The 25,909-nt window shown below is 58.2% G+C and carries 23 protein-coding genes and 1 tRNA gene; 15 read left to right on the top strand and 9 right to left on the bottom strand.

The annotated features are described in order from the left end of the window. The first annotated feature begins 114 nt into the window (after positions 1 to 114). On the top strand, positions 115 to 930 hold the full coding sequence (gene pssA / locus ACW4YW_RS13810) for a CDP-diacylglycerol--serine O-phosphatidyltransferase (RefSeq protein ID WP_457138077.1): 816 nt from the start codon (positions 115 to 117) through the stop codon (positions 928 to 930). Positions 931 to 948: 18 nt separating this feature from the next. On the opposite strand, the gene ACW4YW_RS13805 is transcribed toward pssA, so the two are convergent. Then, positions 949 to 2,400, bottom strand: coding sequence for a C13 family peptidase (locus ACW4YW_RS13805; RefSeq protein WP_457138076.1), 1,452 nt, complete (start codon positions 2,398 to 2,400; stop codon positions 949 to 951). A 217-nt stretch (positions 2,401 to 2,617) separates the two neighbouring features. Here ACW4YW_RS13805 and ACW4YW_RS13800 point away from each other — a divergent pair, with 217 nt between their 5' ends. Both ACW4YW_RS13800 and rnk read left to right on the top strand, forming a co-directional pair. Beyond that, positions 2,618 to 4,150, top strand: a complete 1,533-nt coding sequence (locus ACW4YW_RS13800; RefSeq protein ID WP_457138075.1) for a 2-isopropylmalate synthase — start codon at positions 2,618 to 2,620, stop codon at positions 4,148 to 4,150. Between the two features lie 71 nt (positions 4,151 to 4,221). Then, positions 4,222 to 4,638, top strand: coding sequence for a nucleoside diphosphate kinase regulator (gene rnk, locus ACW4YW_RS13795; protein ID WP_309564427.1), 417 nt, complete (start codon positions 4,222 to 4,224; stop codon positions 4,636 to 4,638). Positions 4,639 to 4,801: 163 nt separating this feature from the next. On the opposite strand, the gene ACW4YW_RS13790 is transcribed toward rnk, so the two are convergent. Continuing rightward, positions 4,802 to 5,470, bottom strand: a complete 669-nt coding sequence (locus ACW4YW_RS13790) for an energy-coupling factor ABC transporter permease (RefSeq protein ID WP_457138074.1) — start codon at positions 5,468 to 5,470, stop codon at positions 4,802 to 4,804. Between the two features lie 97 nt (positions 5,471 to 5,567). Between ACW4YW_RS13790 and ACW4YW_RS13785 the strand changes: the two genes are divergently transcribed. Continuing rightward, positions 5,568 to 6,230, top strand: coding sequence for a histidinol-phosphatase (locus tag ACW4YW_RS13785; protein ID WP_457138073.1), 663 nt, complete (start codon positions 5,568 to 5,570; stop codon positions 6,228 to 6,230). Positions 6,231 to 6,259: 29 nt separating this feature from the next. On the opposite strand, the gene ACW4YW_RS13780 is transcribed toward ACW4YW_RS13785, so the two are convergent. Further along, positions 6,260 to 7,069 carry a cytochrome C assembly family protein gene (locus ACW4YW_RS13780; RefSeq protein ID WP_457138072.1) on the bottom strand — a complete coding sequence of 270 codons (810 nt, stop codon included), beginning with the start codon at positions 7,067 to 7,069 and terminating at the stop codon, positions 6,260 to 6,262. A 99-nt stretch (positions 7,070 to 7,168) separates the two neighbouring features. Between ACW4YW_RS13780 and ffh the strand changes: the two genes are divergently transcribed. The 3 genes from ffh to ACW4YW_RS13765 all read left to right on the top strand — a co-directional run bounded on the left by ffh (position 7,169) and on the right by ACW4YW_RS13765 (position 10,310). After that, positions 7,169 to 8,521, top strand: a complete 1,353-nt coding sequence (gene ffh / locus ACW4YW_RS13775; RefSeq protein WP_407995682.1) for a signal recognition particle protein — start codon at positions 7,169 to 7,171, stop codon at positions 8,519 to 8,521. A 152-nt stretch (positions 8,522 to 8,673) separates the two neighbouring features. Then, positions 8,674 to 8,749 (top strand) — tRNA-Lys (locus tag ACW4YW_RS13770). 115 nt (positions 8,750 to 8,864) lie between these two features. Then, positions 8,865 to 10,310, top strand: a complete 1,446-nt coding sequence (locus ACW4YW_RS13765) for a DHA2 family efflux MFS transporter permease subunit (RefSeq protein ID WP_457138071.1) — start codon at positions 8,865 to 8,867, stop codon at positions 10,308 to 10,310. A 71-nt stretch (positions 10,311 to 10,381) separates the two neighbouring features. Here ACW4YW_RS13765 and ACW4YW_RS13760 read toward each other — a convergent pair whose 3' ends face one another. The 3 genes from ACW4YW_RS13760 to ACW4YW_RS13750 form a co-directional block, all read right to left on the bottom strand. Then, positions 10,382 to 10,885, bottom strand: coding sequence for a GNAT family N-acetyltransferase (locus ACW4YW_RS13760; protein WP_457138070.1), 504 nt, complete (start codon positions 10,883 to 10,885; stop codon positions 10,382 to 10,384). 21 nt (positions 10,886 to 10,906) lie between these two features. Beyond that, positions 10,907 to 11,989, bottom strand: coding sequence for a 3-deoxy-7-phosphoheptulonate synthase AroG (gene aroG, locus ACW4YW_RS13755; protein WP_457138069.1), 1,083 nt, complete (start codon positions 11,987 to 11,989; stop codon positions 10,907 to 10,909). A gap of 142 nt (positions 11,990 to 12,131) precedes the next feature. Continuing rightward, on the bottom strand, positions 12,132 to 12,551 hold the full coding sequence (locus ACW4YW_RS13750) for a hypothetical protein (protein ID WP_457138068.1): 420 nt from the start codon (positions 12,549 to 12,551) through the stop codon (positions 12,132 to 12,134). A 394-nt stretch (positions 12,552 to 12,945) separates the two neighbouring features. Between ACW4YW_RS13750 and ACW4YW_RS13745 the strand changes: the two genes are divergently transcribed. Further along, positions 12,946 to 14,016, top strand: a complete 1,071-nt coding sequence (locus tag ACW4YW_RS13745; protein ID WP_457138067.1) for a DUF481 domain-containing protein — start codon at positions 12,946 to 12,948, stop codon at positions 14,014 to 14,016. A 6-nt stretch (positions 14,017 to 14,022) separates the two neighbouring features. Here the strand turns inward: ACW4YW_RS13745 and ACW4YW_RS13740 are convergent, their stop codons facing one another. Further along, positions 14,023 to 14,220 carry a hypothetical protein gene (locus ACW4YW_RS13740; RefSeq protein ID WP_457138066.1) on the bottom strand — a complete coding sequence of 66 codons (198 nt, stop codon included), beginning with the start codon at positions 14,218 to 14,220 and terminating at the stop codon, positions 14,023 to 14,025. Positions 14,221 to 14,432: 212 nt separating this feature from the next. Here ACW4YW_RS13740 and ACW4YW_RS13735 point away from each other — a divergent pair, with 212 nt between their 5' ends. The 3 genes from ACW4YW_RS13735 (at position 14,433) to ACW4YW_RS13725 (ending at position 20,261) form a co-directional block, all read left to right on the top strand. Then, positions 14,433 to 17,009: a bifunctional diguanylate cyclase/phosphodiesterase gene (locus tag ACW4YW_RS13735; RefSeq protein WP_457138065.1), complete on the top strand. Its 2,577-nt coding sequence runs from the start codon at positions 14,433 to 14,435 to the stop codon at positions 17,007 to 17,009. Between the two features lie 34 nt (positions 17,010 to 17,043). Next, on the top strand, positions 17,044 to 18,897 hold the full coding sequence (locus ACW4YW_RS13730) for a diguanylate cyclase domain-containing protein (RefSeq protein ID WP_457138064.1): 1,854 nt from the start codon (positions 17,044 to 17,046) through the stop codon (positions 18,895 to 18,897). Positions 18,898 to 19,088: 191 nt separating this feature from the next. Further along, positions 19,089 to 20,261 carry a PQQ-dependent sugar dehydrogenase gene (locus tag ACW4YW_RS13725; protein WP_457138063.1) on the top strand — a complete coding sequence of 391 codons (1,173 nt, stop codon included), beginning with the start codon at positions 19,089 to 19,091 and terminating at the stop codon, positions 20,259 to 20,261. An 89-nt stretch (positions 20,262 to 20,350) separates the two neighbouring features. On the opposite strand, the gene ACW4YW_RS13720 is transcribed toward ACW4YW_RS13725, so the two are convergent. Then, entirely contained in the window at positions 20,351 to 21,010 is a 660-nt protein-coding gene (locus ACW4YW_RS13720; RefSeq protein ID WP_457138062.1) for a LuxR C-terminal-related transcriptional regulator, read from the bottom strand. Positions 21,011 to 21,264: 254 nt separating this feature from the next. On the opposite strand from ACW4YW_RS13720, the gene ACW4YW_RS13715 reads away from it, so the two are divergent. The 3 genes from ACW4YW_RS13715 (at position 21,265) to ACW4YW_RS13705 (ending at position 23,214) form a co-directional block, all read left to right on the top strand. Continuing rightward, entirely contained in the window at positions 21,265 to 22,155 is an 891-nt protein-coding gene (locus ACW4YW_RS13715; RefSeq protein WP_457138061.1) for a hypothetical protein, read from the top strand. A 343-nt stretch (positions 22,156 to 22,498) separates the two neighbouring features. Then, the gene (locus tag ACW4YW_RS13710; RefSeq protein WP_457138060.1) at positions 22,499 to 22,807 is read left to right on the top strand and encodes a hypothetical protein; all 309 of its coding nucleotides are present in this window, start codon (positions 22,499 to 22,501) and stop codon (positions 22,805 to 22,807) included. Positions 22,808 to 22,869: 62 nt separating this feature from the next. Further along, positions 22,870 to 23,214: a hypothetical protein gene (locus ACW4YW_RS13705; protein ID WP_407995695.1), complete on the top strand. Its 345-nt coding sequence runs from the start codon at positions 22,870 to 22,872 to the stop codon at positions 23,212 to 23,214. 57 nt (positions 23,215 to 23,271) lie between these two features. Here the strand turns inward: ACW4YW_RS13705 and ACW4YW_RS13700 are convergent, their stop codons facing one another. Next, the gene (locus tag ACW4YW_RS13700) at positions 23,272 to 23,700 is read right to left on the bottom strand and encodes a hypothetical protein (protein WP_407995696.1); all 429 of its coding nucleotides are present in this window, start codon (positions 23,698 to 23,700) and stop codon (positions 23,272 to 23,274) included. A 223-nt stretch (positions 23,701 to 23,923) separates the two neighbouring features. On the opposite strand from ACW4YW_RS13700, the gene ACW4YW_RS13695 reads away from it, so the two are divergent. After that, positions 23,924 to 25,858: a PQQ-dependent sugar dehydrogenase gene (locus tag ACW4YW_RS13695; protein ID WP_457138059.1), complete on the top strand. Its 1,935-nt coding sequence runs from the start codon at positions 23,924 to 23,926 to the stop codon at positions 25,856 to 25,858. Positions 25,859 to 25,909: the final 51 nt, after the last annotated feature.

The raw sequence follows: 25,909 nt of genomic DNA, 5'->3' as shown, positions 1-25,909 counted from the left end.
GGACTGACGCTTTATATGGTATCGAGCGCGCGCATGATGACCATGTGCTTGCTATACTGTGCGCAGTTTTGCGTGCAGATATCCTGCACGATCGTTCAATGAGGAAATGCTTGAATGGCTGACATTCCCAACCGTCCACACCGCCACCGCTCCTTCATGGAGGCCGGCCTGCGCGAGCGCAGCATCTATTTGCTGCCCAACCTGTTCACCACCGCGGCGCTTTTTGCCGGGTTCTATGCGATTGTGCAGGCGATGAACGGCAACTTTGAGCATTCCGCCGTGGCGATTTTCATTGCCATGGTTCTGGACGGCCTCGATGGCCGCGTGGCGCGCATGACCAATACGCAAAGCGCGTTCGGCGCCGAGTACGACAGCCTGTCCGATATGGTGTCGTTCGGCGTTGCGCCGGCATTGGTGATGTACGTCTGGGCGCTGAAACCCCTGGGCAAGCTCGGATGGATCGCGGCTTTCATCTATTGCGCCGGCGCGGCATTGCGTCTTGCGCGCTTCAACACCAAGCTGGACGAAAGCGACAAGCGCTATTTCCAGGGCCTGCCCAGCCCGGCTGCTGCTGCCCTGCTTGCCGGGCTGGTCTGGGTATCGTATGAAAACCATGTGAGCGGCACGGAAGTATTTTTTGATGCGGTCAAGATGCAGTGGGTGGCATGGGTCATCACCCTGTTCGCCGGGCTATCCATGGTGAGCGACCTGCGCTACTACAGCGGCAAGGATATCAACCTGCGCCGCAGCGTGCCGTTCGTCGTGATGCTGCTGATCGTGCTGGCGTTCGTGCTGATTTCCTACAGTCCGCCGGAAGTGTTGTTCGCCGTGTTCCTGGCCTATGGGGTCTCAGGCTATATCCTGTGGCTATGGGGCAAGCGCAAGCCGAAGCCCGCCGCTGCCAACCAGTCCGCTCCTCCCGGTCAATAAAACCAAGTTTGCGCCGGTTCAACGCCCGTGCTGCAGTGCTTGCAGCACGGGTTTTATTTTTTCACCGATATAGATTTGCGGGTTGGAAGGGCCATCCGCCTTGCCTGCTTGCTGTTCGCGCTCGCGGATGACGGGCAGGGCATGCTGGAAAGCCTCTTCGAATGAGTAGGTCTCACGCAAGGCCTCGTTGAACAAGGCGCGGCCGAAGAAGGTCAGCTCAGAGCCGCTGCCGCAGCCGAATGAGGTATGGGTGGCGTCCGCCGCGGTCATGATCAGCGTGTTCTCGTTCTGCAACGGCGCTATCCAGCTGCCGGAATAGCAGGCAGATACCACGATAATGCGGTACTTGATGCCTGCCTTGTCCAACCACAGGTTAAGGGCTTGCGGGGTGAGCATATCCATTTCCAGCGGCCAGAGCGCGGCGGCGAGTTCCCCATTCTGCGCGCCATGCGAGGTGAGATAGATCAGCAGCACGTCTTCATCCGCGTTCATGAGGTCGGCGGCGCGGTTGATGGCGCGCTCCAGGTTCTCGAGGCTGGCCCACGGCAGGCTTTCGACGGTGGCCGGGTGGTTGACGAGCTCCTGCATGTGCCCTGCGGCATCGAAGCGCTCCTCGATCACGGCGTTGACCATGCTGCTCTCGCGTAGGAATACCTCGTCGTCGCCATAAGGCGCGTAGCTGATGCTGAACAGGTCGACAACGCCAGGCCGTTCCGGCTTGACGGCTGCACGCTGCTTGCTGGCGAGCTGCAATTGGGTTTCCAGCTTTTCCTGGGTCAGCTGCAGGCTGTCTTCCGCACCGGCGCCGTCCTCTTCATAGGGCAGCCAGTACATGGGAGCTTGCGAAAAATGCACGACCAGCGGCGCGCCAAACGCGAATATCCCGGCCAGCAGGATGAGCCGGCCAGGCGCCTGCGTGCTGCGTGTCAGCAGCAGCCAGAAGGCCAGCGCCGCCCAGGTGGTGGTGGCGATATACAGTGCCCAGTGCCACGTGGACCCATCCAGGCCTTGCGGCTGGATCAGGCCGACATAGACCAGGGTGCTGAGGATATCCAGCACGAACGCCTGCGCGGTGCCGATCGCGAACAGTGCGGCGGCCTGTACCTGTAGCCCGTGCTCGCGCGCATGGTCGCTGAGGTACCAGCACAACCATAGCAACAGCAGCACGACCAGCCAGCCCCACAGCAACGCCTTGGGAAAGAATTCCGCCTGGCCGATGATCACCAGCCGTCCCATCAGGATGCTGCTAGCGGTGGTAATCGCCAGCATCAATAGCAATTGCAGTGGGCTGATCCGCAGTCCTTCAATATTCACTCGCTGGAAAAATGCGCTTTTCAGCCCACGTAGGAAAAAGGTGCGTAATGGAAAGGTGGTCTGGGACATGCTGGCCTGTAAGCGATTGCGGATGATGCCGCCATCGTGCCTCAAATTCGCCCACGCGCCAAGTTGCCGGCCTGAATCAGCAGGCATGCCGGGGCTTCGGCTTGCCTTGCGGGAGGAAAAGAATTATATTCAATCACCTATGCAGAACTTCAGGCACAATCCGGATTTCCCCCTTGCCCGGGCTTTCTTGGCCCCGGCGAGCCTGATGCTGCGCAGCCCGCGCTAGTATCGCTCCTGCCCAGCTTTAGCCATACCTCTGAGACGCTTCCGCTCATAAACCCAAACGTTGATGGAATTTCAGGCCATGACACAGAACCAGCTCATCATTTTTGATACCACCCTGCGCGACGGCGAGCAAAGCCCTGGCGCGGCCATGACCAAGGAAGAGAAGCTGCGCATCGCCCGTCAACTGGAAAAGCTGGGCGTGAATGTGATCGAGGCCGGTTTTGCAGCGGCGAGCCCGGGGGATTTCGATGCCATCCGCGCCATTGCCGAGGTGATTACCGAGTCCACCGTCTGTTCGCTCGCGCGCGCCAACGAGAACGACATCCGCCGGGCGGGAGAGGCGATCAGCCCGGCCAGGAAGCGCCGCATCCATACTTTCATCGCCACCAGCCCGATCCATATGCAGAACAAGCTGCGCATGACGCCTGAGCAGGTGCTGGAGCGTGCCGTGCAGGCAGTGAAGTGGGCGCTGGAATATACCGACGACGTCGAGTTCTCCGCCGAGGATGCCGTGCGCTCCGACATCGATTTCCTGGTGCAGGTGTTCGATGCCGTGATCGCCGCAGGCGCCAAGACCATCAACGTGCCCGACACCGTGGGCTACTCCGTGCCGCAGCAATGGGGCGAGCGCATGGCGCAATTGATTGCGCGCGTGAAGGACGCCGACAAGGTGGTGTGGTCGACCCACTGCCACAACGACCTCGGCATGGCGGTGGCGAACTCGCTGTCTGCCGTGCTGGCAGGCGCGCGGCAGGTGGAGTGCACCATCAACGGCCTGGGCGAGCGGGCAGGCAATGCCAGCCTGGAGGAGGTGGTGATGGCGGTGAAGACGCGCCGCGACGTGTTCCAGCTCGACACCACCATCGACACCACGCAGATCGTGACGACATCCAAGCTGGTATCGACGATCACCGGCTATCCGGTGCAGCCCAACAAGGCCATCGTCGGCGCCAACGCGTTCGCCCATGAGTCCGGCATCCACCAGGACGGCGTGCTCAAGCATCGCGAGACGTACGAGATCATGCGCGCGGAAGATGTGGGCTGGGGCGCCAACAAGCTGACGCTGGGCAAGTTGTCCGGGCGCAATGCTTTCCGCACCCGCCTCACGGAGCTGGGCATCACCTTGGAAAGCGAGGATGCGCTCAATGCGGCATTCGCGCGCTTCAAGGAATTGGCGGACAAGAAGTCCGAGATATTCGATGAGGATATCCAGGCGCTGGTCAGCGATAACGTGGTCAACGAGGAAAGCTTCAAGCTGAGCTACCTGCATGTGGCGTCGCAGACGGGCGAAGTCCCGCATGCGGAGGTGACCGTGGCGGAGAACGGCGTTGAGCGCCGTGCGGACGCCACTGGCGGCGGCCCTGTAGATGCGGCGTTCAAGGCCATCGAGAAGATTGTCAGTAGCGGCGCCGAGCTGCTGTTGTATTCCGTCAACAACATCACCAGCGGCACCGATGCGCAGGGCGAGGTGACGGTAAGGTTGTCCAAGGGCGGGCGCATCGTCAATGGCCAGGGGGCGGATACGGATATCGTGATCGCCTCGGCCAAGGCTTACCTGAACGGCCTCAACAAACTGCATGCCAATGCCGAACGGGCGCATCCGCAGGTCTAACAAGCAGATGCAGTGCATTAATTAATTATTCAATGATCGAATATCATCAAGGTAAAAGTAAAGGAATCCCCATGTTGCAAGGTGCAATCCAGGTAACAAGTTTTGATATGGACCGGCTGTTTTCCATGATCGAGCAACTGCGCAAGAACGGCTTTCCCGAGGCGGGCAACTTGTCGCGCCTTGAAGACGAATTGGCGCGCAGCGAAGAGGTGGCCTCCGAGCAGGTCGGCGCGGATGTGGTGACCATGAATTCGCGCGTGCTGCTGCGCGACGAGGCGAATGGACATGAGATGCACTGCACGCTGGTGTTCCCCGCCGATGCGGACGCTTCGGCCAACCGCATTTCTGTGGTGGCGCCGTTGGGCACCGCCATCCTGGGGTATCGGGTCGGCGACGTGATCGACTGGGCCATGCCGGGAGGCGTACGCCAGTACAGGATATTGAAGATTGATTACCAGCCCGAGGCCGCTGGTGATTTCCACCTGTAAATGGTTGATGATTAAGCAAGGCGCCTCCAAGGCGCCTTTTTTATTGCTGCAAAGCCGACACAAGCCTAGAAAGGACAAGGTGTGCATTTCTCTCGCCAGCATTTATTGATCGGACTCGCATTGTTCGCGCTGTATTTCATCTGGGGTTCGACTTACCTGGCCATCAATGCTTGGTTTTCAGGTAGCGCTTGTCGCTGAAAGTGGCCAGCCAGTGCGGGCGGAACGCCGTCATCAGCGTGACCGCCATGCCGGTGAGAAACGCTTCCGACCAGGCGATCAGGATGAAATAGGGCAGGTAGTTGCTGAACAGGTAGTCGGGCGGGTAGGCCTGCATGCCGCTCAGCATCAGCACCGCGCTCAAGCCGCACAGGCTGATGGTGAGGCCCGCGCAAAGAAAGCCGCAGGCGAAGATGTAGATGATCAGGTGGTTGGGCAGCTTGCTGTCCACCAGGCGGAACAGGTTGTAGCTGAAGGCCACCGGGATCACCGCCATGATGAGGAAATTGATGCCCAGCGTTTGCCATCCCGCCATGCCGAATGCGGTGACGCTGACGAGGATCAACGCCAGCGCGATCAGCGCCAGTTGCCAGCGGAACATCAGGCACAAGGCCGTGACGCCCAGCAGATGGATGTTGAGGCCGGGGCGTATGCCCGCCTTGACGCTCCAGATGACCATCAATGCCACGATGGAGCCGAGGAACACATGCTGCAGTGTCGGGTCGCTCAAATGCTTCCAGGGAGACTTGATGACGGCATAGGCGAGCAGGGCCAGCGCCAGCGCATTGGCAATCCATTGCCAGGCGGCCGGAACCAGGTAGTCAGGCAGGTTCATTGCCTTGGATCGCCTTGCGGCATGGGATGGTTAAGGTCGCATACTTCAGGTTCATAAGCTAAACTCTAACAATTTTTGCCGTAGACGGAGAAACATTTTGCAGCTCGCATTGTTTGACCTCGATAACACGCTCCTGGCTGGCGACAGCGATTTCCAGTGGGGCCAGTTCCTCATCAGCAAGGGCTTGCTCGACGAGCAGGAACACCTGGCCAAGAATATTGCCTTTTATGAGGATTACAAAGCCGGCCGGCTCGATATCTACGCCTTTCTGGATTTCCAGCTCAAGCCCCTGAGCGAACGTCCGCGCAGCGAGCTGGACGCCTTGCACCGCGAATACATGGCGCAGAAAATCCGCCCCATGATTACCGACAAGGCACGCGCATTGGTGGAGAAGCACCGCCAGAATGGCGACCTGCTCATGATCATCACCGCGACCAACAGTTTTGTGACAACCCCGATAGCGCATGAGTTCGGCATCGACAACCTGATTGGCACCACGCCTGAGGAAGTGGATGGAAAGTTTACCGGCAAGGTGACGGGAACCCCGAGCTTCCAGGCCGGCAAGATCACGCGGCTCAACGAGTGGCTGGAAGAGCGCAACCAGGCATTGCGCGACTTCGAAACTACCTGGTTCTACAGTGATTCGCACAATGACCTGCCATTGATGAAGCTGGTGGACAAGCCTGTGGCGGTGGATCCGGATCCTACGCTCAAGGCGTATGCGGAAGAGGCAGGCTGGCCCGTCATCAGCCTGCGTTGAATATGGTCAGAGGTGTTTTGTTAGCCGCTTTAGCGGTGCAGCAGCACTTCCAGCACGAACTTGCTGCCCGCATAAGCCAGCAATAGCACGACAAAACCGCTCAAGGTCCAGCGCACCGCGGTGCGTCCGCGCCAGCCGTAGCGGTAGCGGCCAAACAGCAGCCCGCCGAAGATCAGCCACGAGAGTATGGTGAACACGTTCTTGTGGTTGAACTGGAACGGCTGGTCGAACAACAGTTCCGAGAACATCATGCCGCTGATCAAGGTCAGCGTCAGCAGGACGAACCCTAGCGTAATAATGCGGAACAACAGGGTTTCCATCGTCATGAGCGGCGGGAAATCCGGCAGCCTGAGCCAGCTCGATTTCTGGTGCAGTTTGCGTTCGGCGGCGGTCATGAGCAATGCATGCAGCGCGGCAAAGGTCAGCAGGCTGTAGGCCAGCATCGCAATCACCAGGTGGGCCACGAACAAGGGCTGGTCGGCGTAGGGGATCACGTGCGATTCGGGCTGCCATGCCTGCAGCAATACGAAAAAGGCCGCTGGCGGCAATACGAATGCCTGCAAGCTATGCAGGTGGTGCTTGATATTGGTGATCCAGTAAATAAGCACGGTGAGCCAGAGGATGGTGGAAAGCGCATTGGTAAAGCTCAGGTTGAGCCCCTGCGAAAACAAGTGGCAATAGAGCGAGAGCGCGTGCAACACCAGCCCGACGGCGATCAGGCCGGACTGCCAATTCTGCTTGGAAGGAGTCGATGCGTCGCTGGTCTTGGTCTGGCGCCAGTAATTGACAGCCACCAACAGGTAAATCAATGCGGTAATAACGGGTAGAAACGCAATCATACGGGATGACTTGGGTTAGAATTCATATATTCACAACACTATAACATGCAGCCGCCTGACGCACGCGTTAATCCACGGCGGCCGCCACTGGTATCCATCATGTTCGAAAACCTCAGCAGCAGATTACAGCAAGTCGTCAAAACCCTACGCGGGCACGCCCGCCTCACGGAAGAGAACATCACCGACGCCATGCGCGAAGTGCGCATGGCATTGCTGGAGGCCGATGTGGCCTTGCCGGTGGTCAAAGATTTCGTCAGCCAGGTGAAGGAGCGCGCGGTAGGCCGCGAAGTGCTGCAAAGCCTGTCTCCGGGCCAGGCCGTGATCCAGGTCGTGCACGAAGAGCTCACCCGCCTCATGGGCGAGCAGAACGTCGGCCTCAACCTTGCCACCAACCCTCCCGCCATCGTCCTCATGGCAGGTTTGCAGGGTTCGGGCAAGACCACCACCTCCGCCAAGCTGGCGCGGCTGCTGAAGGCCGAGAAAAAGAAAGTGCTGCTGGCCAGCGCCGACGTCTATCGCCCTGCTGCGATCGAGCAGTTGAAAACCCTGGCCAAGAGCCTGGAGGTGGACTGTTTCGATTCCAATGCGACGCAAAAGCCTGCGGATATCGCCGCACAGGCGCTCGACTTCGCCAAGCGTCATTTCTATGACGTGCTGATCTTCGATACCGCGGGCCGCCTGGGCATCGACGAAGCCATGATGGCCGAAATCAAGCAACTGCACGGCTTGCTCAACCCGATCGAGACCTTGTTCGTGGTCGATGCCATGCAGGGCCAGGATGCGGTCAATACCGCGCGCGCCTTCGGCGAAACCCTGCCATTGACCGGCGTGGTGCTCACCAAGCTCGACGGCGATGCCCGCGGCGGTGCGGCATTGTCCGTGCGCCATGTCACCGGCAAGCCGATCAAGTACATCGGCGTGAGCGAGAAAGTCGATGGCATCGAGTTGTTCCATCCCGAGCGCATGGCGTCGCGCGTGCTGGGCATGGGCGACGTGCTTTCCCTGATCGAGCAGGCACAGAAGAATGTAGACTTGGACGAAGCCAAGAAACTCGCCGACAAGGTCAAGTCCGGCAAGAATTTTGACCTTGACGACTTCAAGGCGCAGATGCTGCAAATGCGCAAGATGGGCGGCATGGGTTCGTTGATGGACAAGATGCCCGCCCAGATTTCCGGCATGATGGGCCAGGTCAATAATGAAGCTGGCGACAAGGCGTTGCGACGCATCGAGGGCATCATCAATGCCATGACCCCCTTGGAGCGGCGCAAGCCGGACATCATCAAGGCGACGCGCAAGCGTCGCATCGCCGCCGGCGCAGGGGTGCAGGTGCAGGAAGTCAACCGCCTGCTCAACCAGTTCGAGGAAGTGCAGAAAATGATGAAAATGTTCTCGAAGGGCGGCATGAGCAAAATCATGCGCGCAATGCAGGGCCGTTTTCCCGGCATGAGGTGATGCGCCGGGAAATCCTTTCCTGCGCATAGGCTTGCACCGGAATTGCTTGATGGGATGGGTTGCTGAAGCAAAGGAAATTGCAATCCAGCATTGACGCCACCGGCGCTTTTCTTCATAATTGCGCGCTTTCCGAGATGAGAGTCTCATCTCAAGGGCCGTTAGCTCAGTTGGTAGAGCAGCGGACTTTTAATCCGTTTGTCGCAGGTTCGAGTCCCGCACGGCCCACCAGGAATATCAAAGGGTTAGCTTTTTAGCTAACCCTTTTTTCGTTTCAAGGCCGTATCTTCAAATTGATTTTTCTTCCCAGGCTTGGCCTGGCATTTTTGATTGTGAGGTTAGCGCTATGCAAACAGGCCATCATGCACAAACCCATAACCGCTGGCTGGCGTTGATCGTCTTGTGTTTCGGCGTGCTCATGATCGTGCTCGATACCACGATCGTGAATGTGGCGCTGCCGTCGATCCGGGCCGACCTTGGGTTCAGCGAAACTTCGCTGGTGTGGGTGGTGAACGCCTATATGCTCACCTTCGGCGGTTTTCTGCTGCTCGGCGGCCGGCTGGGGGATTTCTTCGGCCAGCGGCGTTTGTTCCTGATCGGGATTGCATCGTTCACGCTGGCTTCGCTGATTTGCGGGATGGCCGCGACGCAACAGCAATTGGTCTGGGCGCGCGCCGTGCAAGGCCTCGGCGGGGCGGTGGTGTCGGCGGTGGCGTTGTCGTTGATCATGAATTTGTTCACCGAGCAGGGCGAGCGTGCCAAGGCGATGGGGGTCTACGGGTTTGTCTGCGCGGGTGGCGGCAGCCTGGGGGTGTTGTTGGGCGGACTGCTTACGAGCACCTTGAGCTGGCACTGGATCTTCCTCGTCAACCTGCCGATCGGGATCGTAGTCTATGGGCTATGCCTGCGGCTGCTGCCTGCGCATGGCACCGAGTTGCGGCCGCAGAAGCTCGATGTCGCCGGCGCGTTGAGCATCACGGCGTCGATGATGCTGGCGGTGTATGCGATTGTGAATGGCAACGAGACGGGCTGGCTTTCCGGTGAGACATTGGGCTTGTTTGCCCTGGCCGGATTGTTGTTTGCATGGTTTATCCGCTTGCAATTGCGCGTGGCTGCGCCATTGATGCCGTTGAGTCTGTTCCGGCAGCGCAATGTGTCGGTGGCCAATGTGGTGGCCGTGCTCTGGGCGGCTGCCTTGTTCGCCTGGTTCTTCATGTCGGCGCTGTATATGCAGTTCGTGTTGGGCTACGACGCCTTGCAGGTGGGGTTGGCGTTCCTGCCGGCCAATGTGGTGATGGCTTTGTTTTCCCTTGGCTTGTCTGCGTGGCTGGTGATGCGCATCGGGATTCGCGCTTCGTTGACCCTGGGATTGGTGCTGGCGGCGCTAGGCTTGGGATGGTTCGCTCGCGCGCCGCTGGATGGCATGTTCTGGCTGGATATATTCCCTTCCATGGTGCTGCTGGGGCTGGGCGGTGGCATTGCCTTCAACCCGTTATTGCTTGCGGCGATGAATGATGTTGCGCCCGAAGATTCCGGCCTGGCTTCCGGCGTGGTGAATACGGCCTTCATGATGGGCGGCGCGGTGGGCTTGGCCGTATTGGCAAGCCTGGCCGCCTTGGTGAGCCAAAAGTGGCTGGCGCAGGGCAATGCCTTGCCGTCGGCATTGCTGGCTGGCTACCAGCTTGCCTTCCTGCTGGGCGCTGCTGCTGCGGGGATCGGGGCAGGGTTGGCCTTGCTGCTTATGCATGAGCCCAAAGCCGCGCAATCGGCGGCATCGGCTCCAGTTCATTAAACTCGGATATCGCATGCAAACGGCCCGGCCTAGCCGGGCTTTTTCATGCCTGCCGCTTGAGCAGGTTTGAATCAAGCCAGCGCACGCACCATGTAGCTAGCGGCGCCATCGTAACTTTGCAGTTTCGCTGCCGGGACAAGATGGTTGGCTGACTGGAATTGTTGCCGCTGCCAGAAGCGGAATGAGCGATTGACGGCGATAAGCGAGAGGTTGTCCAGGCGTTCATGTGCGGCCTGTGCATATAGTTGCGCGAGGATATCGCCAGCGGCATTCGCGCCGCGTGCAGACGGCAGCAGGGCAATATCGTGCAGGTAATAGGTGGTCGCCCGGCTGGGCAGCGCATGCAGCAGGCTGTTGAGGCTGGGAGGTATGCCGAGCTGCCAGGGATGGCTGACCAGGTAGCCGCAGATGTGGCTCGCTTGTTGCCGTATCCAGCAACCTTGCGGGTATAGCTGCTGGCGCTCGGTGAAGACCGCTAGGTCTTCCGGGTAGCCGGGATGCACCTGCGCGGCTATCTGCATGACGGTTGGCAAGTCGCTTGCCTGCATCGGCCGCCATGAGGCTGAGGACTGCATGTCAGGTTCCGGTTCTCGGCCTTATTCGGTTTCTTCCTGGCGCTTGCGGCGCTGGCGTACGCTTTCGGCCAGGCTGTCGAGCAGGGTGATGGAGTCGTCCCAGCCCAGGCAGCCGTCGGTGATGGACTTGCCGTATTCGAGCTGGCAACCCGGAACCAGGTCCTGCCTGCCTTCGTTGAGGTGCGACTCTATCATCAGGCCGACGATGCGGTCGTCCCCGCTGGCAATCTGGCTGGTGACGTCGGCGACGACGTCGATCTGGCGCTTGAACTGCTTGAGGCTGTTGGCATGCGAGCAGTCGATCATGACCTTGGCGGCCAATCCCGCATTGGCGAGCTCGCGCGCGGCATCTTCCACGCTGGCGGCATCGTAGTTCGGCGTCTTGCCGCCGCGCAGGATGACGTGGCAATCCTCGTTGCCGCTGGTGGAGATGATGGCGGAACGGCCTTCCTTGGTCACGGAGAGGAAATGGTGCGGGCTGGCCGCTGCCTTGATGGCGTCGACCGCAATGCGGATATTGCCGTCCGTGCCGTTCTTGAAGCCTACCGGACAGGAGAGGCCCGATGCCAGTTCGCGGTGGATCTGCGATTCGGTCGTACGGGCGCCGATCGCTCCCCAGCTGACAAGGTCTGCGGTGTATTGAGGGGTGATGACGTCGAGGAACTCGGTGCCGGCAGGCATGCCGAGGGCGTTGACGTCCAGCAGGAAGCGGCGAGCCAGTTCCAGGCCCTCGTTGATGCGGTAGCTGCCGTCGAGGAAGGGGTCGTTGATCAGGCCCTTCCAGCCCACGGTGGTGCGCGGCTTTTCGAAATAGACCCGCATCACGAGCAGCAGCTCGTGCTCGAAGCGCGCGCGCAGGGCGACCAGGCGGCGGGCGTATTCCAGCCCGGCATCGTAGTCGTGGATGGAGCAGGGGCCGATGATGACGAGCAGCCTGTCGTCGGCGCTGTGCAGGATTTTATGAATGGCGCTGCGGGTAGCCACGATATTGTCGGTAATGGCGGTACTGGCGGGCAGCTCCTCAAGCAGCTCGGACGGTAATCTCAGCTCCTTGATTTCCTTGATGCGAACATCGTCAGTCGCAATTTTCTGGTATGGGCTCATTCTTTTCTCACCGCCGCCCGGAGGGTAACCAGGCATGGCACGGTATTGGTATTGTAAAAAAGTTGATTATTATAGCTTTATGCAAGCCTTCATGCCTGGGTTTGTGCGGTTGCGGACATGATATTGCCCGCAGATGTCAAACTTATGGCGAAGTCTGCGTGGTTTTGCAAACCAGGGTGCGGAAGCCGGGCCTGGGGCCGTCTACCTTGTCGAAGTAGCCATCGGACGGGGCTTGCACGCTGCCTTGCGGGCAGGTGAACATGGCGGGCGCCGATTCGGCCAGCGGCACGTAGCCTGCGATACGGCCGTTGGCATCATGGCCGGCGATCAGCTTGTAGAAAATACGGCGGTTGCCTTCCTCGGCGATTTCGGAGGCGGTCCAGCACATTTCGCCATAAAAGTAGGCGTCTATCTTGTCTTCCTTGTAGTCCGCGAATGCGACTCCGCCGACCACCTGGCTGCCGTCTTCCGGCTTGAAGTTGCCATAGTCCTTGCATACGGCCAATGCGGCAGTGGCGTGCAGCGACAGGGCGGCAAGCAGGATGATGGCGAGTTTGTTCATGCGGACTCTTCCTCGGGATGCGGTGTAGTAGTGAGATGGCTATTTTCGCATAATCGGCGCTGCGATCGTAGGCTGGAGCAAACTGATGCTGAACTCTTTGGCCGAGGTTTGATCTCATCGATTATTGAAGAATAGAATAATAGCCATTACGGATATCTAGTTTTAATCAAGTTGCATATCATCCGCCCGTCTCGGCCTATCGATGGGCGAGTCTGTTCGGGGAGCTTTCCAGGACAAGCCTGTGAAGCGCGAAGTCAGTATCAGCTAAAGCCGTGTTGCAGTTGCTTGACCATGGGACAGGTGTGTGTCACCAAGTCATTCGTAATTTGAACGTCGTTCTATATCGGATTATGGGCCAGAGTCCCGCAAGGGACGGAGCCAGAAAGGATCAATTTTGTATCGTGTTGTTTGGAAAGGCTTCACTATTGCCAGTGCCGTGGCGGTAGGCTTGGGAGTATTGCCGTTGTCGGCCGGGGCCGATGAGATCCGCCTGAAGAATGGTGACGTCATCACCGGCAAGGTGGTGCGTAAATTCAACGAGAAGGTGGTGTTCAAGACCTCGTATGCGGGCGACATCCAGGTTACCTGGTCCGAGATTGAGACTATCAAGACGGATGAGCCGCTGGCCGTTACGCTGACGGACCGCTCCAACCTAAAGACGACGCTGGAAAGTTACGATAACGGCAAGGCCACGATCAAGCTGGTGCAGCTAGATGACGAGGAGGACGGCAAGAAGCAGTACGAGGAGAAAGAGATTCCCCTGGCTGACCTGCTTTACATCAACCCGACGCCAGAATTGTCCGGCGTCGGGGTCAACTGGAGCGGCCGTATCAACCTGGGCGGCTCCGTTACGCAGGGTAATACCGACACCACCACGATCCGTCTTGACGGCGAATCGATCGCACGTACGCTCAACCACCGCCTGACGGTGGCCGCCGTGGTCAACCGCGCGACTAACAACGGCGAGAATACGCAGTTCAACAACCGCTCCTCCATCAAGCTGGACCGCTTCATCAGCAACAAGTGGTACGTCTATGCCAACAACACGCTGGAAAACGACCGCTTCCGCGACATCAAGCTGCGGACGACAACCGGCGTCGGTAGCGGTTACCAGGTATATGAACGGCCTGACCTCAACCTCTTCGTCGAAGGCGGTTTGAACTATGTGACGGTCAATTATTACGAAGCCGAGAACGAGAGCTACCCGGGCGCACGTTGGGCGTTGAAGTACGATCAGCGGGTCTTCGGCGGCAGCACCCAGTTCTTCCATGAGCATGAAGTCCTGCTGGGCCTGGACAACGCAAGCAATGCGCTGGCTTTCACCAAGACCGGCTTGCGCTTCCCTATCATCAACAACTTCAATGCCTCGATCCAGTACAACCTGGATTGGGCCGGACAGCCGGCTGAGGGACGCAAGAGCACGGATAGTGCGCTGATCTTCAACCTCGGGTATGTCTGGCAGTAACTGAAATCACGAGCGCAGCCGCCTTGCGCGCCAGTTGGCAACCTGTTGCCGGCGCATGACATGGCGCAGCAGGGCGGCGATCGCAATGAAGCTCGCTAGGTGGGCGAGCCCTGCATAAATGCTGACCAGCAGGATATGTGAAAATGCATTCGTCATTGCCAGGGGCGATAGTACAATCAGGGCGATAAGCAGGATCAGGAGCATCGCCGTGTCCTCCGTGCTGAATCATGTACGGTATTGCAAGCACGAACCACACCATCCGCTACCGGCCCAGGTAGCCTAAAAAATTCAATCTTTCCTGGATCCAGCCGTTAATTGATTAAGGGGCGGCTTCCCATTCTCTTTTGCCGGTCGATGGGCCGGCAAGCCAAGTTACAATTAGCGCACCATTTTCAAACCAAAGAACCTAAAAAAACATGTTTTCTGACCAGGGCGGCCAATTCAGCATTGCACCAGGAGGATGGAGGTTTTACTCGCCCCTGATCGTGGCAGTCCTGATCGGTATCTCCCTGCTTGGCCTCGCTTTCTATATCCACGAGATTGACCATCAAGCCAAGGTCAAGGAAGAGCGCCATTACGTGACGACCTTGGCCGCAGGCGTGCGTGCGCGTATCGAAGGTGAGCTGAACAGTTCCATCCATCTTGGGCTGGGCCTGACCACCTATGTCGCGGCCAATCCCAATTTCAATGCCGACAGTTTCAACCGTGTCGTGGCCAGCCTGGTGCATTACGGGCGCCACCTCAAGACCATCACCATGGCGCCCGGCAATGTGGTGCGCTACGTATATCCCCTGGCAGGCAATGAAAAGCTGCTCGGGTTGCGCTACCAGGCCCAGGCGATCGGCCAGGAGGTCTCTCTGGAGCAGTCGCGGCATCCGGAATTGATCGGGCCGATTGACCTGGTGCAGGGCGGGCGCGGCCTGGTGCACCGCTTGCCTTTGTTCGTGTTTGACCAGGCCGGCCAGGAATCCTATTGGGGTGCCGCTTCGGTCGCGCTTGATATCGACAGCCTATTGCAGGCAGCGGGCTTGCAGGTGCACGGCCCGGTCCTGAGTTATGCCCTGCGGCGCCTGGATGACCGCGGCTATGCTGAAATGATCAGCGGGGACAGCGCCTTGTTCAGCCATAACCCGGTGTTGCTGGACATTACCCTGGACGGGCATGTTTACTGGCAGCTTGCCAGCATGCCGACCAAGGGCTGGGGGCACCTGGCGCAGCCGGACGACTGGATTTTCTGGATCGGCGTATCTCTGGCCCTGGCCTTGGCGACGCTCGCCTATGTCTGGCTGCGCACCATCCAGCAATTGCGTCAACGTGACGCCAGGACGCGCCTGGCCACCAGCGTATTTACCTCCTCGAGCGAAGGCATGCTGATTGCCAGCCCGGCCGATGAAGTGATCGGTATCAATCCCGCTGTCACCGACTTGACGGGATATTCGGCGCAGGAGTTGCTGGGCATGCCGGTCAGTTTTCTTGCGGCCGAGCACATGATGGCGGAAAGCCGGCAGCAGGCTTATTTTTCCGTCAGCGAGAAAGGCGTCTGGCAGGGAGAGACCTTGATGCGGCACAAGCAAGGCCATGTCTTCCCCGTGGCGCTGACCATTACCACCGTGACCGGCCAGGACGGCAGGGCCGAGTGCTACATCAATACCTTCAGCGATATCAGCGATCGAAAGGCCAACGAGGCCAGGATCCATGACCTCGCGCATACCGATACGCTCACCGGCCTGCCGAACCGCATGAGCCTCTATAACGGGCTGGAAGAAAGACTGGCAAACGCGCAGCCCATCGGCGTGATGATCCTCGACCTTGATAACTTCAAGATCATCAACGACACCCTGGGGCACCATGTCGGGGACCAGCTATTGGTGGAAGTGGCGAGGCGCCTGGTTTCCTGTGTTGCCGACCAGGGGCTGGTGGCCAGGCTCGGCGGGGACGAGTTCGTGATCGTGCTAGACAACCAGCAGGCGCCGCAGATAGTGGGCCGCGTGGCGGAGCAGGTGCTGCAGCGTCTGGCGCAGCCTTACCTGATCGAGGGCTATGAGCTGCATTCGTCTTCCAGCATCGGCATCGGGATTTCTCCTCGCGACGGCAGCGACGCCCATAGCCTGCTCAAGAATGTCGATACCGCGATGTATGAGGCCAAGTCTTCCGGCAAGAACAATTTCAAGTTCTTCACCGAAAAGATGCGCGAGGAAATCAATGAGCGCATGCATATGGAGAACCATTTGCGCCAGGCGTTGCTGCGGGACGAGTTCGAGCTGCACTACCAGCCGCAGGTGGAGATCGCCACCGGGCGCATCATCGGCATGGAGGCCTTGGTGCGCTGGAACCATCCGGAATGGGGCATGGTGTACCCGGATAAGTTCATCAGGATCGCGGAGGAATGCAACCTCGTGATTCCGCTGGGCGAGTGGGTGTTGCGCGAGGCGTGCCGGCAAATCAGCCAGTGGAGCCAGCAAGGTTTGGAAGAGGTATGTATTTCTGTCAATATTTCTGCGCGTCAATTAAAATCCAGGCATCTGTTTACCCTGATTGACAGCTTGATTTCGGCGCATAATATCAAGCCGGGGATGCTTGAGCTCGAGATCACCGAAAGCGCGGCCATGGACGATCCCGAGCAGACCATCCCGCGCATGAAGAAACTGAAGAACAAAGGGGTCGCGTTGGCGATCGATGACTTTGGTACGGGATATTCCTCCCTGAGTTATCTCAAGCTGCTGCCCTTGACGCGCCTGAAGATAGACCGCTCCTTCGTCAAGGATATCGAGACCGACCCGAACGACGCGGCGATTTGTGCCGCCACCATCGCGCTTGCGCGCATTCTGGGATTGGGACTGGTGGCGGAGGGCGTCGAAACTGAAGCACAATTGGAATATTTGCGCGCCCAGGGCTGTGATAGCGCCCAGGGATATTATTTCAGCAAGCCCCTGCCGGCAAACAACATTATGGAGTTTGTTTCCCGCCATCAGCAGGAGATATTGTCGTCATGATGCAATAACATCATAACGCGGAGAAGGGGAGTGGTTGCGTAGGCTAGTCATATTGATTCTGCTGCTGATCTGCCATGCCTGGGCCTGGGCGCAACCTGCCGCGTTGCACCTGGATGCCAGCCATGCGCTGGCGCACGCCGGCCTGTTCCTGCAATACCTGGAGGATCCAGGCCATCAGCTTGCGTTGAAGGACTTGCCGGCTTTGCAGCAGGGCGGCGCATGGAAGCCTGCGTTGAATGAGCGCGGCAACGTCAACCTTGGCTACTCCCGTTCCGCGTTTTGGTTTGCGCTGCCGGTGTCCGTGGCGGCCGATAGCGTCGAGGACCGCTTGCTGGAAGTCGCTTTTGCCTCCCTGGACCATGTCGAGGTGTATAGCCCGGACAGTAACGGCGTCTATCAGCGGCAGATGGCTGGCGATATCTATCCTTTCAACCAGCGGCCTTACCCGCACCGCAATCTGGTCTTCCCGCTCAAGCTGCCGGCGGGGGAGCATGTCATTTACATCAAGGTCGTGTCGCAGGGGACGTTGACGGTGCCGGTCAACCTCTGGCAGGTCAAGGCGATGCATGCGCATGACCAGTATGCCTATTCTTTGCTGAGCTTGTATTACGGCGCCCTGCTTGCCCTGTTTTTCTACAATTTCCTGATCTACCTCTCCACGCGCGAAACCGTATTCCTGTTTTACGTGGCTTTCGTCGGCAGCATGGTGGTGGCGCAGGCGTCGTTGAACGGCCTGGGGAACCAGTTTCTCTGGCCTGCCTGGCCCGAGTGGGGCAATATCGCCCTGCCTTGCGGCATGGCGGCCACTGGTTTCTTCGGCGTGTTTTTCAGCCGCATCTTTCTGAACACGCGCGGCAATTTTCCGAGGCTGGACCGGCTGATGCTCGCGTTCGCCGTATTGTTTGCCTTGATCATGCTGTCGCCGTTGGCGCTGTCATACCGGTTTTCAGCGCTGCTGGTGTCATTGTCCGGCGTGGTGTTTTCATTGTTCGTCACTTCGGTGGCGGTCGTATCCTATATGCGCAGGAACCCGGGCGCGTTCTATTTCCTGCTGGCGTGGAGCGCAGTGCTGGCCGGGGTCGTGATTCTCGGCTTGCGCAATCTCGGCTGGGTGCCCACCAACGCCTTTACCATCTATTCCATGCAGCTCGGCTCCGCCATCGAGATGCTCATGCTGTCATTTGCCCTGGCGGACCGCATCACCATCATGCGCAAGGAAAAGGAGCAGGCGCAGCGCGACACGCTGAACGCCAAGCAGGAGCTCGTGGATGCCCTGATCAAGACGGAACACGACCTGGAAGAGCGGGTGGCCTTGCGCACCAAGGAAATAGAGACAGTCAACACCCAGCTGCGCCACAAGGAGCGCGAGCTGCGCTACATGGCATTGCACGACGCCTTGACCGGGTTGGCGAACCGCACTCTCATGAACGACAGCCTCAAGCGTGCGCTTGCCCGGGCGGGACGGGACAAGGGCCTCGTGGCGGTGCTGCTGATCGACCTGGATGGCTTCAAGGAAATCAACGATACTTACGGCCATGCCGCCGGCGACCTGGTGCTGCAGGTGGTGGCTGCGCGCCTGCGCAAGGTGACGCGCGTGAGCGACGTGACCGCCCGGCTGGGCGGGGACGAATTCGTCGTGGTGCTGGAGGATATCCACGGGGCTGAGGACGCCATCAGGATTGCCGAGAAGCTGGTGCAGGAACTGGCGCGCCCGGTGGAAGGCGGGCTGCACATTTCCGCCAGCATCGGCATTGCATTGAGCTCCGAGCAGCACATCACCGACGATGTCTTGTTGCGGCAAGCCGACAAGGCGATGTATAAGGCAAAACTGGCGGGGCGCAACCGTTGGCATGTGGCGGAAGAGGCAGAGTGCGACAGCATGAGCTGACGGCTCAGCAACTTTTGATCAATGCGCTTGTCATTTGCAAAAGGGAGTTCTGCTGCAGAAATTTCCTATACAAATCAATATGAATAAGGCAGCGTATGCATATTATTAAAAAATACAAAAAGTTTTTTCTTTCTCTGTTGCTCCTGATAATTGGCATTGCATTGTTTTTTGCCGGAGCGGGTCAATACCACATGCAATGGTGGCCTTTCGGCCAGGGCTATTTTGCCAGCGTCGATGTGGATGAAATGGTGCCAGACCCGCGCCAGGCCAAGCTATCCTCGATCTTCGGCACCGAAGAGCTCGAAGTCCGCGAACTGCCGTTCAGCGATCAATATCCCACCGGCCCCTTCGAAATGCTGGGCAACAAGCAATTCCTCTTCATCACCAAGTGTGGCGAGGTCTATTTCACCAAGATCAACGAATCCAACGAGATCGAGATAACCAAGAACGCCGACGCATTGACCAAGCCCGGGCTGGAAGAGCGCGAGGAAAGCAAGGGCGATGATTATGACAACCTGGTGTATTGCAAGGAGCTGGCCGGGGTCAAGGATTCGTTACTGGTCGGCAATACCCTCTATGTGGCCTATACCACCTGGGACCACGAGGCGAACGGCGCCAGGCTGGCGGTATCCGCCTTCGAGCTCGACCAGGAGAATGCCGAGCTGACCTTCCGCAAGGATATCTTCGTCACCTACCCGGCGATCAAGGAGCCTTTCCTCGGCCACCAAGTGGGCGGCAAGCTGGTATTGGGCGCGGATGACGACACCATGTTCCTGGGCGTGGGGGATTTTTCCAAGCCCGACGGGGTGCAGGACCCAACCACTGCGCTCGGCAAGATGATCAAGATCAACCTGCGTGATGCCAGCGCCGAGATCTATGCCTCGGGCTTGCGCTCTCCTTCCGGCGGGTTGTATTTCGACCGTGAAAGCAATGAGTTGTGGGAAACCGAACACGGGCCCAAGGGCGGGGATGAAATCAACCTCATCAAGCATGGCCGGAACTACGGTTGGCCGGTGGTGAGCTACGGCACCTTGTACGAGCGCGAGGGCATGGGCAACTACTACGGCAACAAGTACAACTCGCACGAGAAGTTCGAGAAGCCCGCGTTCGTATTCAACCCCTCCATCGGCGTGGGCGCCATCGCCAAATATCCCAAGACCGGCAAGAACGAGTATTGGGAAGGCGGCTTCTTCGTCGCGGGGATGGCCGCCAATTCCCTGCTATACATGCGCAAGGAAGGCGAGCGCCTGATATATGCCGAACCGGTATTGAACGAATACCGCATTCGCGCATTGAAGATAGACAAGAACGGCCATTTCTTCATCAAGACCGATAACGACCAATTCCTCTGGATGGAAAAGTAGGCACAAGGGCCTGTTCACGCGTCACGCCACAAAAGATCGTGAACAGGCTAAGCAGTCGGGCTGCACACAGCCTGACTGCTTAATGCATGCTAGGTAGGGGAATGCTGGGGTTGTATGTCTGGCAATGTCAGCAAGTGGTGCTGCAATGCATAGAAGATGAAGTCGGCATTGCTCTTGAAGTTGAGTTTCTTCAACACCCGGCTGCGGAACACGCTGACAGCGCCCGCGGTGACGTTCAGTTCGCGCGCCACAGTCGCAATGGTTTTGCGCTGGATGAATTTCAGGAACACCTGGAATTCGCGCTTGGAAAGCTGCTCGTGCGGGAGGGGCTCTTGTTCCGCCTGCAGCGCCAGCCTGAGTTTTTCCGGCAGGTAATATTTTCCGCCAGACACCGTTTCTATGGCCTGGAGCAGGTCGCCTTCACCAGCATATTTGTCGAGGTAGCCCTTGCTGCCGCAACGGATGAAGTTGAGCAGGAAATGCTCGTCTTCGGTATTGCTGAGCAACAGCACGGGGATATGCGGCGCAATGCCGCGCAAGTGCGACAGCAGCTCCAACCCGTCCCTCTTGCAGGAAGACACGCAGACGATGACCAAGTCGAGCTGCCGCTTGGCCCGCAGTTTCCTGATCTTTTCCTCGTCGATATTCGCCAGCACATGCTTGATCTGCATTTCCTTGTGCTGCGAAAGCAGATGGCTGAGCGAATAGTTGACCAAGCTGTCCTGGCTGATCAATGCAATTTTTTTCATGGCGCGCTAAGTCTAGGGCAATGAAGAGATTCCCATATGCTACTCACAATGCGGTATCGACGATGTAGGACAATATAGCGCTTCTTTGTAGGAAAAAATGAAGTTTGACGCCCTGCACATACGCGTAGGACCGTTCTGACAACTATTCGAGCAGTTTGCCTATGACGTTGCTGCTCTGCTTCTCCTAATCTGCTTCTCAGCCGCATTCGAGGCTAGAAATAAAACAACCACTCAAATATGTTTAGGAGGCAAATATGGCAACGTTGCATAGCGAAGCAGCAAGGAGGGATGACTGGCTGGTCTTACCCATTTCATGGCGGGCAATCCTGGCCGGGTTGGCCGTGGCGGTGGCGATACAGCTGATCTTGAGCCTGTTGGGCACAGGCGTGGGCTTCAGTTTCGTAGAGCCGACCGATCCAGGCAGTACGCCTACAGCCGAGGCATTTGGCATTGGAGCGGCATTGTGGTGGATCGTGTCATGGATATTCTCGCTGACAGCGGGAACCATCGTTGCCGTCTTGTCCTCCGGTGAAATCACGCGTTGCCGCGGCGCATTGCTGGGCATCGTCATCTGGGCATTGGCCACAATCGCGGGCGCTTGCGTATTCACAAACCTCGCTGGCGGCGCATTCAAGACAACCGCAGGTGCGCTCGGCATTGCCGGCAGCGGCGCCGTCGCCGGCGGCACTTTGCTTGCGACCAATGGGCCCGGCGGCGAACTGAAGCAGGAAGTGGAAGAGTTCTTCCGTAATGCCAAGAACAGCGTGGACCAACAGGTGACCGAGGAGAACCAGGGCAAGGGCCATCGTGGCGGCGGCGGTGCTTACTGGCACGCATTGAGCCGCTACCTGGCCAACCCTGATGAAGCTAGCCGCGCCATCGACCGTGACCGTGTCGTATCCACATTGGCAGACGCGACAGGCGTTTCCAAGGAGCAAGCCGACGAGGAAGTGAAAAAGCTTGAGGACGCTTATGCAGCCGGCAAGGAAAAAGCCAAGGAAGCCGCCGACAAGGCAGCTGAAGCGGCCGCCAAGTTTGCGCTCTGGGCTACCCTCGGGTTCCTGCTGAGCCTGATCGCTGCCGTGGTCGCCGGTTCCCTGACTGCGCGTAACCTGGTGCATGCCGCAGCCAGAAATACATATTAATTAGCTAAAGGAGAGATATATGCCTTATATCATCGCATGGTTACTGGGTGTCCCCATTACGGTCCTGGTATTGATCTGGCTGTTGTTCTAAACAGCTGGTAGCAAGCAAGAGAAAGCCCCGCTTAGCGGGGCTTTTTCGTTTGTGTTTTGGGATCGCGATGTCAGCGCCTTCTGACAAAAACTATCATCGCCGTCCTATGGGGAGGCGCAAGCGGCTTGGCTATGATGGAGCCATAGTCAATTGGGCAACACCAATGCAAGTTAAGTTTCATCGGTATGCCAAATAATTTGCATGAATCCATCATCGAACAGCATCACCAGCATGACTGTTAAGGAGAATAAGATGAAGACAACATTTCGAGTGCTCGTTCTGTCATCCTTTTTAGCAATGACCAGCCTCGCAGGCAATGCCGCACCGGCAGCCGAATTGTGCAGTAGCGAACTGCAGCATGCCGTGCCGGTACAAATGAACAAGGGAGCCATGCTGAGCGTCAGCGACCGGTCGCTGTCCTCTCAGCAGAACGCCTTGCAGGATAAGCAAGCCCTGGGCAAGCCGCGCGGCTTCGAGCGTTATCAACGGCCTGTGTTGGTTGACAAGGGGATTTGCCACCAGAAGCCCGGCGCATTCAATAAAAGCACCGTCAAGATGTAACGGCCTTCGGTCATGACGGCTCGCGTGCCGCCACCTGTTTCGCATCATAAAAAGGAGAAGAAATGAGATTATCCAAGTCCAAACTGTTTGCTGCCATCATTGCCTTGATACTGGTGTGGGTCGCTTTTACCCAGGTACGCATGCTGGACGGCAAGGCTGTGGATACCGCCAAGGCGACGGCATTGAAGCATATTGAGAATCCTGAAACCGCCAAGTTGGAGAATTTGGAAGAAGTCCGTCACGGCGATACCAGCGTTGTCTGCGGAGAATACCGTGTGAAGGCTGAAAACGGGGATTACGGCGATGCACGCAAGTTTGTCGTCGAGGTGCACGAAGGTGAAGAGTCGAGGTTCAGCGAATTGGACGAGGATATTGCCCAATACTGCAACCTGCCAGGCAAGCATTGATTCACGGCAATAAATAATAAAGAAGCCTGCAATCGCAGGCTTCTTTATTTGTGTTTTTTAATTGCTTGCCGAAGGCGCAATCAACGGCCAGCGGTCATCCATCCAGGCATATTCCTCGGGAGGCTCGGTGGTGATGACATAGATCCTGCGCTCGTCATGATGGGTGGCGATAATGCCTTTGATGGCATGGCCCGGCGGGATGTCGATCCAGTGCGCATTACGTTCCGGGTCGCGGCTCAGGAATTCCTCGGCTACCAAGTCGACGGGTTCTGGCTTGAGCTTGTCCCATTTGCCTTGTTCCAGTGATATTTGGCGAGCCCAGCCGCCGACGAAAAAGCCGCCTTCTTTCTCTTCAAGGTCGTTGCCCCAGCGCAGCCACTTAATATGGCCTTCGGCGCTGTGGATCGGCAATGCCGCCTTGGGGTGGGGAAACTCGATTCGTTTTTCAAGACCGGAATGGTCGGTCAGTTTAATGCCTCTGCACATGATGTGGTCCTCAATACATGGAATTCATTTTAGACGAATAGTATTAAGAATTGATTAAACGGCGTAAGCCTGAAATTTCTTATCCTTTTGTAGGAATTTTCCTAGTGGCGATCAAGCCGCCATTGTTCCTGAATATGGAATTGTGTAATTGAGATATTTCTATATATGGAAATTAATGCTTTTGGCATACTGCTTAGATTATTTGATAAGGAGCCAACACGCGATGAAAACAACAAGCAAAGTGCTAGGCCTGATGATCGCCATGGGCTGGATGGCGTCGGCCAACGCCGATCTGGCCGATGTGGAAGCGAACCTGGGCCGGCTCAAGGTGCCGGAGGGGTTCAAGGTGGAAGTCTACGCCGAAGTGCCTGGCGCACGGCAAATGGCATTGGGGACTTCCGGCACCGTCTACGTCGGCACCCGGGGCAACAAGGTCTACGCCGTGGTGGACAAGAACAAGGACCACAAGGCCGACGAGGTGATCACCATCCTCGACGACCTGAAGGTGGGCAATGGCGTCGCCATGTGGGATGGGCACCTGTACGTGGCCGAGCAGCACCGCATCACGCGTTATGCCGCGCCCGATTTCGACCTCAACCTGCCGTTCAAGCAGATGCGCGAAGTGATCTACGACCAACTGCCGGACAAGGCCCACCACGGCTGGCGCTACATTGCGTTTGGCCCGGACAAGAAGCTCTATGTGACGATTGGCGCGCCGTGCAACGTGTGCGACCCGCAAGGCATCGAGGCCTCCATCATCCGCATGGACCCAGATGGCAAGAATACCGAGGTGTTCGCCAAGGGCGTGCGCAACTCCGTCGGCCTGGATTTCCAGCCCGGCACCAATGTATTGCACTTCACCGACAACGGCATGGACATGATGGGCGACGATATCCCGCCTGACGAGTTCAACGCCGCACCGCAGGCCGGACTGCATTTCGGCTTCCCTTACGTCGGCGGCCAAGATGCGCGCCCCAAGGATTGGCAGAACAAGAAGCCGCCACAAGCCGTGACGCCGCCCGTGCTCGGCTTTCAGGCGCATAGCGCGAACCTGGGCTTCAAGTTCTACACCGGCAAGCAGTTCCCGAGCGCATACCAGGGCAACGCCATCGTCGCCCAGCATGGTTCGTGGAACCGCAGCAAGCCTGTCGGCTACCAGTTGATGCGCGTGGTGTTCGACGAAAACCACAAGGTGAAATCGAACGAAGTCTTCATCGACGGCTGGCTCAATGACGGCGAGGCCTGGGGCCGTCCCGTCGACGTGCTGCAGCTCAACGACGGCTCCTTGCTGGTGTCCGACGACTATAGCGGCGTCATCTACCGTGTCAGCTACGGCGAATCCGCCGCGGCGGCGCCTGCCCGCGGCAAGAGCGGCCACCAGGCAAAAGTCACTGGTCTGAAAATGCCGGAGTCCGCCGTTGCACATCCGGACGGCCGCATCTTCGTCAGCGAGATCGGCGAATTCGGCAAGAACGGCGACGGCAAGATCACCGTGATCAACAAGGACGGCAGCCGCCAGACCCTGGCGGAGGGCTTGAACGATCCCAAGGGCCTCGACCTCTTCAACAACCAGCTTTATGTCGCGGACGTGGACCAGGTGGTGAGGGTCGGGCTGGACGGCAGCAAGACCGTGATTGCCAAGCCGGGGGACTTCCAAGAAAAACCAGTGTTCCTCAACGACATCGAGATCGACGGGCTGGGCAACGTCTATGTCTCGGACAGCGGCGATGACAATGGCAAGCACGGCGCGATCTACCAGATATCTCCCGAAGGCAAGATTGCCCAGCTGGTCAACGACAAGTCCGGCATCAAGCGCCCGAACGGGCTGCTGCTCGACGGTCCCGGCAAGCTGCTGGTGGCCGATTTCGGCAGCGGCAAACTGTTCCAGGTGAATTTCGCCAGCAAGAAGGCGAGCGTCACGCTGCTCAACCAGGGCTTTGGCGGCGCTGATGGCCTGGTGCGGGATACGGACGGTTTGCTCTACGTCAGCGACTGGGCCGGCGGCAAGGTCTGGCAATTGACAGAACCGCGCGCGACACCGCAGTTAATCAGCGAAGGCCACCAATCCGCTGCAGACATCGCAGTATCTGCCGATGGGCGCTTCCTCTTGATTCCTGACATGAAGGGCGGCGAGTTGGTGCCTTTGCCCATCAAGTAATTGAGTTGTTTCCATCAATAAAAAAGCCGGCTCATGCCGGCTTTTTTATTG

It is taken from the genome of Methylobacillus pratensis (genome assembly GCF_054072455.1).
The sequence above is the reverse complement of the archived record's forward strand: the minus strand, read 5'-3'. Positions and strand labels throughout refer to the sequence as shown.